Consider the following 15,276-nt stretch of genomic DNA (forward strand, 5'->3'; position numbering starts at 1 on the left):
CTCGGGTGGTTTTGTCGATTGCCAGACGGATGCACGCTCGCCGAGCGGGACGCGCTGCTCGTACGGACCACGCGCGTCGAGTCCCCGCCGCGAGAGGACGGGCCCCCCTCGTGTAAGTCGCACGGCCGCGAGCGGCCCATCGTGCAAGGTGCAACCCGGGGGACATGTGGCCGCGCCCAAGCCCCTGGAATCACGAGCGGGAGGAGTGGGGGGAGACGGGCACGGCGTGTGCTCTGGGTAGCACGTGAAAGGAAGTCATCGTCCATGACCTTCGATTACGTCGCCGGTGCCGTGCTCGCGGTGCTGCTCACCGTCTATCTCGTCTACGCCCTGCTGCGGCCCGAGCGCTTCTAGGAAAGACAGCCATGAGTCTCCTCGGTTGGTCGCAGATCCTCCTCTTCCTCGCCCTGGTGCTCGCGTTGACGCGGCCCGTGGGCGCCTACCTCTTCCGGGTCTTCGAGAGACCCGAGCAACCCCTTCCCCGGGTGCTCGGCCCCGTGGAGCGCCTGCTGTTGCGGCTGTGCGGCGCCTTCCCGGCGCGCGAGCAGACGTGGGGGCAGTACACGCTGGCGCTCCTGTCCTTCAGCCTCGTGGGCATGCTCGCCACCTACGCGGTGCTGCGCCTGCAACACGTGCTGCCGCTCAATCCCCAGGGCCTTCCCTCGGTGGGGCCGGAGCTCGCCTTCAACACGGCGGCGAGCTTCACCACCAACACCAACTGGCAGTCCTACGCGGGCGAGTCCACGCTGAGCTACCTCAGCCAGATGCTGGGGCTCGCCACGCACAACTTCACGTCCGCGGCGGCGGGCCTCGGTGTGGCGCTGGCACTCGCCCGGGGTTTCACCCGGCGGCCCGGTCCCGAGGGCTCCAAAACGTTGGGCAACTTCTGGGTCGATCTGGTGCGCGGCCTGCTCTACGTGTTCCTGCCGCTGTGCCTCGTCTACGCGCTCTTCCTCGTGGCCGAGGGCGTGCCGCAGACGTTCGCGCCCTCGCGCGAGCTGACGACGCTGGAGGGCGTGAAGCAGACGCTGGCGCTCGGGCCGGTGGCCTCGCAGGAGGCCATCAAGATGCTCGGCACCAATGGCGGCGGCTTCTTCAACGCCAACAGCGCCCACCCCTTCGAGAACCCCACGCCGCTCACCAACCTGGTGCAGATGCTCTCCATCTTCCTCCTCCCCGCGGCCCTCACGCACACCTATGGCCGGATGGCTGGGGACACGCGCCAGGGCTGGGCGCTCCTCACGGCAATGAGCTTCCTGTTCCTCGTGGGGGTGACGGTGGCCTACGCCGCCGAGTCCGCGTCCAACCCCGCCGTGGCCGCCGCCCAGGTGGCTCCCGCCGGCAACCTCGAGGGCAAGGAGGTGCGCTTCGGCATCGCCGCCTCGGCCCTCTTCGCCACCGTCACCACGGATGCCTCGTGCGGCGCCGTCAACGCCATGCATGACAGCTTCATGCCGCTCGGGGGGCTGGTGCCCCTGGTGAACATGCAGTTGGGCGAGGTCATCTTCGGCGGCGTCGGCGCGGGCCTCTACGGCATCCTCGTCATGGTGGTGCTCGCCGTCTTCATCGCCGGCCTCATGGTGGGCCGCACGCCCGAGTACCTCGGCAAGAAGATCGAGGCGCGCGAGATGAAGCTCGCCATGTTGTACGTGCTCATCTTCCCGCTCGTCATCCTCGGTCTGAGCGCGGTGGCGGCGGTGCTTCCCCAGGGCGTGTCCTCGCTCAACAACGCCGGGCCCCATGGCCTGTCCGAGCTGCTGTATGCCTTCACCAGCGGCACGGCCAACAACGGCAGTGCCTTCGCCGGCCTCAACGCCAACACGCCCTTCTGGAACGTGAGCCTCGGCCTGTCCATGCTCGCCGGGCGCTTCCTGATGATCGTCCCGGTGCTGGCGCTCGCGGGCGGCATGGTGGGCAAGAAGGTCGTGGCGGCGGGCCCGGGCACCTTCCCCACCCACGGCGGACTCTTCACGGGGCTGTTGGTGAGCGTCGTCGTCATCGTGGGCGCGCTCACCTTCTTCCCCGCTCTCTCCCTCGGTCCCCTCGTCGAGCACTTCCTCGCCGGGGCCGGAAAGGCGTTCTGACATGTCCTCGCTCCTCGAACCGGCGCTCCTCAAGCAGGCCAGTCTGGACAGCCTGCGCAAGCTTCACCCCCGGCACGTGGCCCGCAACCCCGTGATGTTCGTGGTGTGGGCGGGCAGTGTGCTCACCACGGTGCTGGTGGTGAAGGACCTCGTGGCCCCGGGGCCCGACGCCACGCCCGCGTGGTTCACCGTGGGGGTGACGCTCTGGCTGTGGTTCACCGTGCTCTTCGCCAACTTCGCCGAGGCCGTGGCCGAGGGCCGGGGCAAGGCCCAGGCGGGTGCCCTGCGCAAGATGCGCCGGGACACGCCCGCGCGCAGGCTCGTGGATGGACGCGAGGAGCGGGTGTCCGCGCCGGACCTGCGCAAGGACGACCGCGTGGTGTGCGAGGCGGGAGACCTCATCCCCGGGGATGGCGAGGTGGTGGAGGGCATCGCCAGCGTGGACGAGTCCGCCATCACCGGCGAGTCCGCCCCCGTCATCCGGGAGTCCGGTGGAGACCGCTCGTCCGTGACGGGCGGCACCAAGGTGCTCTCCGACCGCATCGTGGTGCGCATCACCGCGAACCCGGGCGAGTCCTTCCTGGATCGGATGATCGGCCTGGTGGAGGGCGCGGCGCGGCAGAAGACGCCCAATGAGATCGCCCTGCACATCCTCCTGGTGGGGCTCACCGTCGTCTTCCTGCTCGCGTGTGTGTCGCTGGTGCCGCTCGCGCTCTACTCGGGGGTGAGGCTGTCGGGGACGGCGGTGGTGGCGCTGCTCGTGTGTCTCATTCCCACGACGATCGGCGGCTTGCTGTCGGCCATCGGCATCGCGGGCATGGACCGGCTCCTGCGCAAGAACGTGCTCGCCATGAGCGGCCGGGCGGTGGAGGCGGCGGGAGACGTGGACACGCTGCTGCTCGACAAGACGGGCACCATCACCCTGGGCAACCGCATGGCCACGGAGCTGCTCCCCCTGCCGGGCGTGCGCATGGAGGACCTGGCCGAGGCCTCGCAGCTCGCGAGCCTCGCGGACGAGACGCCCGAGGGCCGCTCCATCGTCGTGCTGGTGAAGGACACCTACAAGATGCGTCCCCGCGAGCTCCAGGCGCACCAGGCCACCTTCGTGGCGTTCTCCGCCCAGACGCGCATGAGCGGGTGCGACCTCGTGGATCCTCACCCTCGCGCCATCCGCAAGGGCGCGGTGGACGCCGTCATCCGGTACGTGGAGTCCCAGGGGGCCACCGTGCCGCCGGAGCTGCGCGAGACGGCGGCGCGCATCGGCGACGCGGGCGGCACCCCCCTGGCGGTGGCGGATGGGGTGCGGGTGTTGGGCCTCATCCACCTCAAGGACGTGGTGAAGGGCGGCATCAAGGAGCGCTTCGAGCGCTTCCGCGCCATGGGCATCCGCACGGTGATGATCACCGGCGACAACCCGCGCACCGCGGGGGCCATCGCCCGCGAGGCCGGAGTGGATGACTTCCTCGCCGAGGCCACCCCCGAGGCGAAGCTCGCGCTCATCCGCGCCGAGCAGGCCAAGGGCAAGCTCGTGGCGATGACGGGCGATGGCACCAACGACGCGCCCGCGCTCGCTCAGGCCGACGTGGGCGTGGCGATGAACACCGGCACCCAGGCCGCCAAGGAGGCCGGCAACATGGTGGACCTGGACTCCAACCCCACCAAGCTCCTGGAGGTGGTGGAGGTGGGCAAGCAACTGCTCATGACGCGCGGCACGCTCACCACCTTCTCCATCGCCAACGACGTGGCCAAGTACTTCGCCATCCTCCCCGCGCTCTTCCTCGGCGTCTTCCCGGAGATGCGCCCCCTCGACATCATGGGCCTCACGTCGCCCTACAGCGCCATCCTCTCGGCCGTCATCTTCAACGCCCTCATCATCATCGCCCTCATCCCGCTCGCGCTCCGGGGCGTGCGCTACCGCCCCCTGGGCGCCGCCGCGCTCCTGCGCCGCAGCCTGCTGCTCTACGGCGTGGGCGGCGTGCTCGTGCCCTTCATCGGTATCAAGGCCATCGACGTGGTGCTCACCGCCGTGGGCCTCGCCTGAGAAAGGACTCCCTCCATGCTCTCCTCCCTGCTGTCCGCCCTGCGCGCCACGCTCGTCACCTTCGCCCTCACCGGGTTGCTCTACCCCCTGGCTGTCACCGGCCTGTCCCAGGTGCTCTTCGCCCACGAGGCCCAGGGCTCGCTCGTCACCGATGACCGGGGCCAGGTGGTGGGCAGTGCCCTCCTCGCCCAGGGCTTCTCCCGCGCGGGCTACTTCCAGCCCCGTCCCTCCGCGGCGGGCGCCGGGTACGATGCCTCCGCCTCCTCGGGCAGCAACCTGGGGCCGACTTCCCAGAAGCTGCGGGAGCGCGTCGCGGCCGACGCCGAGCGCCTGCGTCAGGACAACCCCGAGGCCCCGGGGCCGGTGCCCACCGAGCTCGTCACGGCGTCCGGCTCGGGGTTGGATCCCCACCTGTCACCCGAGGCCGTGCACTGGCAGGTGCCCCGGGTGGCGAGGGCGCGCCGCGTGGAGCCCGAGCGCGTCCAGGCCGTGGTGGACTCGCTCGTCGAGGAGCGGACGCTGGGCGTGCTCGGCGAGCCCCGGGTGAACGTGCTCCTGCTCAATCTGGCGTTGGATCGCCGTCTGGGGACGGCTACGTTGGCCGGAGGGTCTTGATGCCCCGTGGGCGCGCGGAAGATTTCCTGGAGCTGGTCGAGCGCGGCCGGCGCGGGCGGCTGAAGCTGTACATCGGCTTCGCCGCGGGCGTGGGGAAGACGTACCGCATGCTCGAGGAGGCCCATGCCCTGCGTCAGCGGGGCGTGGACGTGGTGCTCGGCTTCGTCGAGACGCACGGCCGCGCCGAGACCCAGGCGCTCATCGAGGGACTGGAGTCCATTCCCCGTGCCGTCTTCACCTACCGCGACGTGTCCGTGGAGGAGATGGACCTGGACCGCGTGCTCGCGCGCAAGCCCCAGGTGGTGGTGGTGGACGAGCTGGCGCACTCCAACGCGCCCCCGTGCCGCCACCGCAAGCGTTATCAGGACGTGGAGGAGCTGCTCGCCGCGGGCATCAACGTCATTGGCGCCTTCAACGTGCAGCACCTGGAGAGCCTCAATGACTTGCTCGAGCGCAACATCGGCGTGCGCGTGCGCGAGACGCTCCCGGACAGCTTCCTCAAGAGCGCGGACCAGGTGGTGAACCTGGACCTGGCGGTGGAGGACCTGCACGAGCGGCTCCGGGCGGGGAAGATCTACGCGGCGGACAAGGTGCCGGGCGCGCTGGAGAGCTTCTTCCGCCAGGACAACCTGTCCACGTTGCGCGAGCTGGCGCTGCGCGAGGTGGCGGAGAGCCTGGACCGGGCCACGGGCACGCGGGCGCGCACGGGGGAGGACTCGCCGAAGCCCGGGGGCTGGGGCCGGTTGATGGTGGCGCTCAGCAGCAACCCGCCGCACGCGGCCACGCTCCTGCGCCGCGGCTCGCGCATGGCGGGCCGGCTGAACACGGATTGGTTCGTCGTGTACGTGGAGACGCCGCGCGAGGCCCCGCACCTCATCGACGCCGAGGCCCAGCGCCACCTGCTGACGAACATCGAGATGGCGCGGGAGCTGGGCGCGGAGGTGGTGCGGCTCAAGTCGGAAGACCCCGTGGGAGCGCTGCTGGACTTCGCGCGCTCGCACGGGGTGGGGCACATCATCGTGGGCCGCTCGCGCCAGCCCTGGTGGCGGCGCATGTTGGGGCTCGCCTCGGACGTGCGGCTGTTGCGTGAAGGCGAGGGCATCGACATCCACGTGGTGTCCTTCCACCCCCCGCGCGAGGAGCGGCGGCCATGATTCTGCGTCACAAGCTGCTGCTGGCCCAGATGCCCCTGGCGCTCGCCCTGTTGCTGGTGGGGGTGGTGGCCGTGAACACGCTGCGCGAGCTGGGGCGCGCCGGCCAGGACATCCTCGCGGACAACTACCGCAGCGTGCTGGCCATGCAGGACATCATCGAGCACCTGGAGCGGCTGGACAGCGCGGCGCTCTTCGTCGTGGCGGGCGAGCGGCGACGGGGCCTGGAGCAGGTGGAGGCCCACCGGGCGCTGCTCGAGACGACGCTGCGCATCCAGGAGGGCAACATCACCGAGCCCGGTGAGGCCGAGGCCACGCGTCGGCTGGGCGAGGCCTGGACGGGCTACCGGAGCCAATACGAGCGCTTCCTCGGTCTGGAGCCCGGCGAGGCGCGCGGGGTGTATTTCGAGACGCTCGCGCCGGGCTTCCAGGGGGCGAGGGAGGCGGCGCGGGCCATTCTCGCGCTCAACCAGGACGCCATGGTGCGCAAGAGCGAGGCCCAGCAGCGGCAGAGCCAGCGGGTGAACGTGCTCATGGGGCTGGCGGTGGTGGGCGCGCTCGCGGGAGGACTGCTGGCCTCGGCCTCGCTCACCCAGCGGGCGCTGCGGCCGGTGGGGGTGTTGTCGGGGGCGGTGCGGCGGCTGGGCGAGGGAGACCTGGGCACGCGCGCGGTGGTGGAGGGCGGGGATGAGATCGCCGGGCTCGCGCGGGACTTCAACGCCATGGCCGAGGCGCTCCAGCGCTACCAACGCAGTTCCCTGGGCGAGTTGCTCCAGGCGCAGGCATCGGCCCAGGCGGCGATCGACAGCCTGCCGGACCTGGTGGTGGTGTTTGGCGTGGAGGGGGGCGTGCTCAACGTCAACCGCGCGGCGGAGGAGTCATTGCGTCTGTCCTTGGAAGGGGGCGGGACGCTGGGCCAGGTGGGGCCCGAGGTGCGCGCGGTGCTCGAGCGGGTGCGCGCGCACGTGCTGGGCGGCAAGGGCGCGTACCTGCCCACCGGCTACGAGGAGGCGGTGCGGCTGGAGGCACCCGAGGGGGCGCGCTGGCTCCTGCCGCGGGGCAGCCCGGTGTATGGCGAGGGCGGTGGCGTGGTGGGCGCGACGGTCATCCTCCAGGACGTGACGCGGCTGCGGCGCTTCGACGAGCTGAAGAACGATCTGGTGGCCACGGTGGCGCACGAGTTCCGCACGCCGCTCACGTCACTGCGCATGGCCATCCATCTGTGCGTGGAGGAGGCGGCGGGCCCCATCACGGAGAAGCAGGCGGATCTGCTCCACGCGGCGCGCGAGGACTGCGAGCGATTGCAGGGCATCGTGGATGACCTGTTGGATTTGTCCAAGCTGCAATCGGGCCGGGAAGTCTTGGAATTGCGGCCCGTGTCCACGCGCGAGGTATTGGAGATGGCGCTCGCCCCGCATCGGATGGCGGCGGAGGAGAAGGGCGTGCGCCTGCGGGAAGCGCCGGAGCCGGAGGTGGAGGACACGCGGGTGGAGGCGGATCCCGAGCGTCTGCAATTGGTGCTCTCCAACCTGGTGGCCAACGCGGTGAGGCACACGCCGCGCGAGGGCGAGGTGGTGGTGCGGGCGCGGCGGGACGGCGAGGCGCGCATCCGCTTCGAGGTGGCGGACACGGGCGAGGGCATCGCCCCGGAGCACCAGACGCGCGTCTTCGAGAAGTTCTACCGGGTGCCGGGCGCCGGGACGGGCAGCGCGGGACTGGGTTTGTCCATCGCCCAGGAGATCGTTCAGGCGCACGGGGGCGAGCTGGGATTGACGAGCGAAGTGGGCCGGGGGAGCACTTTCGGGTTCTCGCTTCCGCGCTCGCGGCGGGACGAGTAGGACTGAGAGGGACGCCTTGGTCCCTCTCTCCGCGCCCGAGGTGCTGGTGTGTTCGGTGCCGTGTCGCTGACAGATCTGAGCATCGGCTGCCGCTGGAATGTGCTCCACCAGACAGCCAGGAAGGGGGGATGCGATGTGTGCGGAGCCCTTCGTTATACTCAGTGTGAAGCTGAGTCTGCGGGCCAAATCGGCCAACCCGAAATCACGCGGGAAACACTCAAACCTCTTTCCACACAGCACAAGCTCAAACCGCCGAACTGGAGCAGCCACGCGAGACCGTAGGGACGGAATCAGGAGGATAACGGATGAAGCTGGTTGCCTTGATAACGGTTGTAACCATGGCGTGCGTTGGCTGTGCTCACGTGCAGCGGCCGGAATCCAGAATCTATGTCGTTTCCAAGAACGCGGATGGGTTGGGCGCCGCGCTCGCGACCGGCGGCTCTGGTGGCCATGATTGCCAACAAGAGCACGTGGAGTGCATGCAACACTGCTGGGATAACCGCTATCCGTGGCCACACAGCGAAGAGCAGAGCGGTTGGTATCACGAAAGGTGTATAAAGAACTGTCGAGAGCAGTTCGCGGAATGTGACAAGGCGCAGGAACAAGCACTGGGAGAGAAAGAAAAGAAGTTGAATTTCTCCAGCATGGATCGCGCGATTGAGTGGATAGATGGTCACAAGGGAGAGATGACTGTTGGCGCGATTGTCGTTGTTGCCGGGGTCACCTTCGCCCTGGCGGTAAACCCTTTGGGTTGGTTGGTCCTGGTTCCTGTCGCCGCTGCTGCCTCCTGATTGAATATGCCGATGAAATATAATTCAAACTTTGACGTTGACTCCATATTGAACGCACTGCGCACCATCAACGAGAAATACCCAGAGGGCTCGCCAGAAGACGAGGCAATCCGCGTCGCTGCCGTGGCGCTGTTTTACGTCCGTGAAAACCAGAAGCTGGAAGATTACCGCGAGTTCTTTCGCAAGTTCTACACCCCCGCTGCCGAGTACGTGACTGTTTCCCAGACGTTCGCAACGAGAGAAGAAGCGGATGCGTGGCTCGCCAGTGCCACGCCCCGGGATGGCGAACTCGTCAGAATCGCTGGCCAGGGATTCCAAGTCATCCCCCAGCGAGGTGGGCAAGGTTTTAGATTCCTTCAAACCCCACTGCCCGACGAGCTGGCGAAGAAGAGACCCAACGACCCGGGGAAAAAGTAGGCTTCTGTCCAGGAGCGCGCAGGCGCCCGAGGTCATCCCTTGAGCTGTGAGGTGCATTTCCGGAACAGTGCCGGGACATGCGCGCTCCGCTTCTCGCCCTCTGTCTGCTCCTGTCCGCGTTCGCCCGAGCCCAAGAGCCGATGTCCGGGCACGAGCACGGTGACATGTCTCCGCCCGACACCCCGGCGCATGACGCGCACGCCCACGAGTCCTCCATGAGGAACATGGGCATGGGCTCCGACGACTCCGAGGTCCGCTCCCTCCGGGACATTCCCCTGATGCGCCGGGGCTCGGGCACGTCGTGGCAGCCGGACCGCTTCCCTCCGTCCATGATTCACGCGCAGGTGGCGGGGTGGGGTCTCATGTTCCAGGGCCTGCTCTTCGGCGGCTACGACGTGCAGGGCGGACCTCGGGGCGCGAGCGCTCCGGAGGCGCTCGGCTGGTTGATGCTCATGGCCAACCGGGAGCTGCCCTCGGGGCAGCTCGTCCTCGGCGTGATGCTCAGCCCCGATCCCCTCACCGCCGGGGCCCACGGCGGCTACCCGCTCCTGCTCCAGTCCGGCGAGTCCTACCGGGGTGAGCCGCTGCATGACCGTCAGCACCCGCATGACCTCTTCATGGAACTGGCCGCGTCCTACACCCACTACTTCTCGGACACCTGGGGCCTGATGCTCTACGTGGCCCCCGCGGGCGAGCCGGCGCTGGGGCCCGTGGCCTTCCCGCACCGCGCCTCCGCCCGCTTCGATCCGCTCGCCGTCCTGGGCCACCACTGGCAGGACTCGACCCACATCTCCTTTGGCGTGGTCACGGCGGGCCTCGTCACCCCCCTGGCCAGATTGGAGGTCTCCGCGTTCAACGGCCGCGAGCCCGACGAGTTCCGCTACGACCTGGACCTGCGGCTGCCCGACTCCTTCTCCGCGCGCCTGTCCGTCAACCCCACGTCGCGCGTGAGCACCCAGGTGTCCTACGGCTACCTGCCGAGCCCCGAGGCGCTCCATCCGGGCGTGCCGGTGCACCGCTTCACCGCGTCGGCCATGTACCACGCGCCGGTGGGCGCGCACGGCTTCTGGGCCACCACGGCCGTCTTCGGACGGAACGTGGAGGGCGACGAGCCCCCCACGAACTCCGCGCTCCTGGAGAGCAACGTGGACCTGGACGGCCACCACGCCGTCTTCGGCCGGGTGGAGTACGTGCGCAAGACGGGGCATGACCTGGCGTTGTCCGGCATCCTGGAGCACGACACCTTCGACGTGGGCGTCCTGGCGCTCGGCTACCTCTACCAATTCAATCCCTGGGGCCCCGTGAAGGCGGGCGTGGGCGTGCGCGGCGCGCTGAACCTCGTCCCCGAGAACCTCGCCGCCCTCTACGGGGGCCGTACGCCCCTGGGCGGCATGGTGTACGTGCGGCTGGCGCCCGTGATGAGGGATTCATCCGGGCATGGCCGCTGACGCCGCGGGTACACGACCCACAACCCGTAGCTCAGGTCACCGCGGCTCGCGAGGAAGAAGACGCGGTCATTCAGGGCTGAAGACAGATTGTCCCACTTCCTCCCGGACGGAGCGGATCAATCTGTCACACCGGGAGTGTCATCCCGCTTCGTCTTCCTCGGAGAGGATGCGTGGCACGCGCGCTGCAATCCCTTCCGTGCGGCACAGGGCCGGAACTTGGAAGGAAACAGACGGATGATGCGGACGTGGATGCGGTGGAGTGTCGTGGCTGCGAGCGTGGGAATGGGACTGCTGCCGGGGACGGGACGCGCCCAGGACGAGGCCGAGGCCGAGGCCGAAGCGCCCTCGCGGAGCACCGTGCTCATGGCTCAGTCATTGGGGGCGGGGGTGAACCTGCTCCAGATGCAGACGTCGGGTCAGGGGGTGAGCGTGGAGCACGCTGTGGGCTCCCATGTGGCCCTCGCGGCGTCGGTGACCGGCGGCCTGCGCTCCTCCGAGACCCTTTTCCTGGGAGGGGGCTATGCGGTCGCTCCCTCCTTGAACTGGAACGTGCGCGCCGATCCAGGCGTGCACTTCTATCTCACGGGCCGCGCTCCCGAGGGATTCTGGGTGGGGCCGCATGTGGAGGTGGCGCTGTCCCAGTACAACGCCTATGGCGTCTCGAACCCGTCGAATGGCTCGCAACAAACCGTGCGAACCACCACGAACTCACTCTCCTACGGAGGCAGCGTCCGGGTGGGCTACACCGCCATCTTCTCTCCGGGCCTGACCGTGCAGGTGGGACTGGGGCTCGCGGCGCTCAACGATCGCGCGACGATGACCACTGACAATCCCGAGGTCGACATCGACTCCTTGCCTGTCCTGAAGGGCTGGAGCGTGGAGCCGCGCCTGTCGGTCGGTCTGGGCTGGGCGTTCTAGTCCGGTGGGGCCTCGTACCGCTTGCGCTTGCGCCACAGCGTGGACGCGTCGATGCCGAGCACCCGCGCGGCCTCGTCCAGCGTGGGCACGCTCGCCAACACCCGGAGGATGTGCTCGCGCTCGACTTCCTCCAGCGTGTGGGGCCCGCCCAATGTGACGTGTGAGCCCGTGGCCGCCGCGATGCGCTCGGGGAAGGCCTGGGGCTCGAGCACCCCGGCGGGCCAGACGATGAGCGCGCGCTCCACGGCGTTGCGCAGCTCGCGCACGTTGCCCGGCCATGCGTAGGCGCGCAGCATCGCCTCCGTCGCCGGGGACAGCTCGGGCACGGCGCGCTGGGCCGCGCGCGCGAAGAACGTCACGAAGCGCCGGGCCAGCGGCAGGATGTCCTCGGGCCGCTCGCGCAGGCCGGGCAGCTTCACCTCGATGACATTGAGCCGGTAGAGCAGATCCTCGCGGAAGCGCCCCTCGGCCACGTCCTTCTCGAGGTCGCGGTTGGTCGCCGCCACCACGCGCACGTCCGCCCGGCGCGTGCGCCCCTCGCCCAGGCGCTCGAACTGCTTCTCCTGGAGGAAGCGCAGCAATTGGGCCTGGAGCGCGGGGCTCATCTCCGCCACTTCGTCGAGGAAGAGCGTGCCGCCCTCGGCCTGCTCCACCCGGCCCGGCTGATCCCTCACCGCGCCGGTGAAGGCGCCGCGCACGTGGCCGAACAACTCGCTGGCGAGCAGCTGCTCGGACAGGGTGGGGCAGTTGACGGTGACGAAGGGGCGGCGGCGCCGCGCGCTCAGCGAGTGCAGGGTGCGCGCGAGCACGCCCTTGCCGGTGCCACTCTCGCCGCGCAGGAGCACCGCCGCGTCCGAGGCCGCCGCCCGGGTGACGAGCGCGAGCGCGGCGTGCATGAGGGGCGAGGCCGTCTCCAGGGTAGCCTCGGGCACGGACTGCGCGAGCTGCTCGGCCAGGGCGTCCAGTTGGAAGCCCCGCTCGCGGTGGGCGCGCGTCTTGTCCACCAGGTGACGGATCTGCGCCGGGGTGAAGGGCTTGGGCAGGTAGTCACGCGCCCCGCGCCGCACCGCCTCCACGGCGGTGTCGAAGGTGGCGTAGGCGGTGATGAGGACGATGTCCAGGGTGGGGGACTCGGCGAGCAGGCGCGGCAGCAAGTCCAGGCCACTCGCGGTGCCCAGGCGCAGGTCCACGAAGGCCAGGTCCGCGGGCGCCTGGGCGAGCGCGGCGAGCGCGGCGTCGGCGGTGGCGGCCTCGCGCACCTCGCACCCGAGCCCCTCCAGGCAGACGCGCAGGGTGGTGCGGATGTTGCGCTCGTCATCCACCACCAGCACCCGCATCGGGCGGGGCTCCACCACGGGCGTGACAGGTCCGGTCTCCATGCGGCCCATCCTATGCCCGCGCCGGGGTCTCGGGGCGAGGACGGCTTCCCGGCGATGACGCCAGACGAATGTTCAATGACTCACAAAGGCATTTCGGGCCAGCGGATGTGTGAAACGGTTCACGGCGAGTGAGTGAGCCGGATCACAGCGTGGGCTAATGCCTTCCCCTAGTCTTCCTTTTCGGGGGGGGCATTCACAGCGAGGGGGAGAGACATGGCAGCCATCAGCCAGTGGGAAGAGTCCGGAGCGAAGAAGACCACTCGAGTCAGCCGCGAGATCTTCACCATCGAGAGGGATGCGGACGGCTTCTACCGGCCCGCCAGCGAGGAGGCGTTGATCGCCCTGGTGAAGAAGGCGTACGCCGAGGGCAAGCCATTGCGGGTCCGGGGCTCGGCGCACTCGGTCGCCGCCGCCATCTACGCGGATCCGCTCGTCACCCGGGACGGCGCGGCCGACCCGACGAGCGCGTCTGGCTCCGGCGCCATCCATGTCCTGCTCAACAACTACCGGAGCATGCGGGTGGTGAATGTCGGGCAGCGGCTCGTGGAGGTGGAGGCGGGCGTGAACCTGGGAGTGGACCCGGAGGACCCCAGCGGCACGTCCACCGAGGAGAACAGCCTGCTCTTCAATCTCTGGCGGCTGGGCTGGACGCTGTCGGACCTGGGCGGCATCACCCACCAGACCGTGAGCGGCTTCTTCTCCACGGGCTCCAGTGGCGGCTCGTTGAGCTGGTCCGTCTATGACGACATCCAGAGCCTGCGGATGATCGACGGACGGGGCGAGGTGTACGAGGTGGACCGGGACCGGACGCCCGAGGACTTCCAGGCCACCGTCACGTCCATGGGCCTCTTGGGGATCATCTCCAAGGTGGTCCTGCGCTGCGTGCCGACGTTCAACATCACCGGCCAGGAGGCCATCACCCGCGTGGCGGACGCGTCGGTGGACTTGTTCGGGGAGGGGAGCGCCGAGCGTCCCTCGCTGGCGCGGTTCCTGGAGCAAACGGAGTACGCGCGCCTGGAGTGGTTCCCGCAGCGCAAGGGGGAGCGGCTCGCCGTCTGGCAGGCCCAGCGCATCGAGCCGGAGCCGGGTTTCCGGCCCGTGCGTTATCAGGAGTTCAGCGGGGACCCCGAGCTGTCCCAGGTCTTCGTCTGCTTGTTCTTCACCCTGCTGGGCAATCTGGATGACCTCCGGGCGGCCCGTCCCAAGCTGGAGCCCATCTTCGAGCAGGTGGACGAGGAGCTCATCCAACGCCTCGCGTGCCTGGGCCGGGTAGGCCAGCCCCTGGTCGAGGCCCTCACCCTGGCGTTGGAGGGGGCCCTGGACGCGGCCATCGAGGTGCTCGCGCTCGCGGCCCCGCTCTTGCGCAAGGAATTGCCGAACCTCATGGGGATGGCGCTCGACACGTTCATGCCGCTGGACTCGAGCAAGAAGGGTCAGGACAAGGGCGAGCCCCAGTGCTTCCGCGATTGGAGCTGGCGGGGCCTGCCCATGGACAACCAGGTCATCGGCTCGCTGCTGCCCACCACGTTCACGGAGCTGTGGATTCCCCTCTCGTACACCCAGCGGGCCATGAAGCTGTTGAAGGACTACTTCGACGAGCCGGCCTCGGCCCAGGAGGCCTTGCGGCGCACGGGCACGTACGCCATCGAGCTCTACGGCGCTCCTCCCAATCCGGCGTGGATGAGCATGTCCTACAGCGATGGGAAGGACGTGTGGCGCGACGGCGTGCTGCGCATCGACTTCTACTGGTTCCAGAGGAACGCGGGCGATCCGGCCGAGGTCTTCTATCCCCGGTTCTGGAAGCTGTTCCGGGACAACGGCATCCCCTTCCGTCTGCACTGGGGCAAGGGCCAGCCCGTGGGCAGCCAGGAGGAGCTGGCGGACTGGGCCGCCTTCTTCCGCGGCCAGTACGCCCGGTGGGATGACTTCCTCGAGCGTCGGCGGAAGTTGGATCCGAACAACATCTTCCTCACCCGCTACTGGCGCCAGCGCTTCGACCTGTCACATCTGCCCATGCCCCAGCCGCGCGGGGACGTCGGGACGCCGCTCATCATGCGCATCCCCGCGCCCTCCGTCGCCAGGCAGGACGAGGTCCGCTATCGATGGCCGTCCACGCCCCTGGAGCCACCCTCCCGGACCGCCCGGGGCTGGGACGTGGCGGGGTGGGTGCGCTTCTATGGCTGGCTGACCCTGGCGATCGTGCTCTACGGCGTCGCCGTGGCCCACGTCCCCTTCCTCCTCGGCACGCCCTGGACGACGTGCGAGGTGGGAGGCAGCTCCCTCGGGTGCGTGCTCGCCTTCCACCTCTTCGAGGTGCCCATCGTGACGTTCAATGCCTTCGTCGCCGGGTATGGCCTGCTGTGGTTCTCCTCGCGCACCGCGAGCCGCTACCAGTCGCTGCTGCGCTTCGCGGTGAGCGTCAACCTCGTCTTCTTCGCGTTCGAGACCGCCCTGCTGTTGGACGGACTGCGGCGGGGCGAGCCGTTGTGGGAGACGCTCGTGCTCTTCTCCGTCGCCCTGGCGCTCGGAGGGGGAGCGTTCCTGGGAATGTTCGTCCACGAGAAGCTGCGCTCCCGCGCGAGCTGAGGGCGGGC

At 69.2% G+C, this 15,276-nt stretch carries 12 protein-coding genes; 11 read left to right on the forward strand and 1 reads right to left on the reverse strand.

From position 1 onward, the window contains the following. Nucleotides 1-264: 264 nt before the first annotated feature. The 10 genes from kdpF to D187_RS07300 all read left to right on the forward strand — a co-directional run bounded on the left by kdpF (nucleotide 265) and on the right by D187_RS07300 (nucleotide 11,303). Nucleotides 265-354 carry a K(+)-transporting ATPase subunit F gene (gene kdpF / locus D187_RS07260; protein ID WP_063724950.1) on the forward strand — a complete coding sequence of 30 codons (90 nt, stop codon included), beginning with the start codon at nucleotides 265-267 and terminating at the stop codon, nucleotides 352-354. A gap of 11 nt (nucleotides 355-365) precedes the next feature. After that, nucleotides 366-2,084 carry a potassium-transporting ATPase subunit KdpA gene (gene kdpA, locus D187_RS07265; RefSeq protein ID WP_002628512.1) on the forward strand — a complete coding sequence of 573 codons (1,719 nt, stop codon included), beginning with the start codon at nucleotides 366-368 and terminating at the stop codon, nucleotides 2,082-2,084. A 1-nt stretch (nucleotide 2,085) separates the two neighbouring features. After that, the gene (gene kdpB, locus D187_RS07270; protein WP_002628514.1) at nucleotides 2,086-4,125 is read left to right on the forward strand and encodes a potassium-transporting ATPase subunit KdpB; all 2,040 of its coding nucleotides are present in this window, start codon (nucleotides 2,086-2,088) and stop codon (nucleotides 4,123-4,125) included. 15 nt (nucleotides 4,126-4,140) lie between these two features. After that, nucleotides 4,141-4,740, forward strand: a complete 600-nt coding sequence (gene kdpC / locus D187_RS07275) for a potassium-transporting ATPase subunit KdpC (protein WP_002628516.1) — start codon at nucleotides 4,141-4,143, stop codon at nucleotides 4,738-4,740. Further along, on the forward strand, nucleotides 4,740-5,894 hold the full coding sequence (locus D187_RS07280; protein WP_002628518.1) for a sensor protein KdpD: 1,155 nt from the start codon (nucleotides 4,740-4,742) through the stop codon (nucleotides 5,892-5,894). The genes kdpC and D187_RS07280 overlap by 1 nt, the downstream gene beginning before the upstream one ends. Next, complete coding sequence (locus D187_RS07285) at nucleotides 5,891-7,729, forward strand: HAMP domain-containing sensor histidine kinase (protein ID WP_002628520.1); 1,839 nt, start codon at nucleotides 5,891-5,893, stop codon at nucleotides 7,727-7,729. Before D187_RS07280 ends, D187_RS07285 begins: the two co-directional genes overlap by 4 nt. A 305-nt stretch (nucleotides 7,730-8,034) precedes the next feature. After that, a complete protein-coding gene (locus D187_RS54830) occupies nucleotides 8,035-8,520 on the forward strand; it encodes a hypothetical protein (RefSeq protein ID WP_076606103.1) in 486 nt (161 codons plus the stop codon). Between the two features lie 12 nt (nucleotides 8,521-8,532). Then, a complete protein-coding gene (locus D187_RS07290; RefSeq protein ID WP_043428616.1) occupies nucleotides 8,533-8,937 on the forward strand; it encodes a serpin family protein in 405 nt (134 codons plus the stop codon). Nucleotides 8,938-9,014: 77 nt separating this feature from the next. After that, nucleotides 9,015-10,385, forward strand: coding sequence for a hypothetical protein (locus D187_RS07295; RefSeq protein ID WP_002628523.1), 1,371 nt, complete (start codon nucleotides 9,015-9,017; stop codon nucleotides 10,383-10,385). A gap of 234 nt (nucleotides 10,386-10,619) precedes the next feature. Continuing rightward, the gene (locus D187_RS07300; RefSeq protein WP_002628524.1) at nucleotides 10,620-11,303 is read left to right on the forward strand and encodes a DUF3575 domain-containing protein; all 684 of its coding nucleotides are present in this window, start codon (nucleotides 10,620-10,622) and stop codon (nucleotides 11,301-11,303) included. On the opposite strand, the gene D187_RS07305 is transcribed toward D187_RS07300, so the two are convergent. After that, on the reverse strand, nucleotides 11,300-12,640 hold the full coding sequence (locus tag D187_RS07305; RefSeq protein WP_043428853.1) for a sigma-54-dependent transcriptional regulator: 1,341 nt from the start codon (nucleotides 12,638-12,640) through the stop codon (nucleotides 11,300-11,302). The genes D187_RS07300 and D187_RS07305 overlap by 4 nt on opposite strands. A gap of 255 nt (nucleotides 12,641-12,895) precedes the next feature. On the opposite strand from D187_RS07305, the gene D187_RS07310 reads away from it, so the two are divergent. Next, on the forward strand, nucleotides 12,896-15,268 hold the full coding sequence (locus D187_RS07310; protein ID WP_002628526.1) for a hypothetical protein: 2,373 nt from the start codon (nucleotides 12,896-12,898) through the stop codon (nucleotides 15,266-15,268). Nucleotides 15,269-15,276: the final 8 nt, after the last annotated feature.

The sequence above is a fragment of the Cystobacter fuscus DSM 2262 genome (assembly GCF_000335475.2).
GTDB lineage: Bacteria > Myxococcota > Myxococcia > Myxococcales > Myxococcaceae > Cystobacter > Cystobacter fuscus.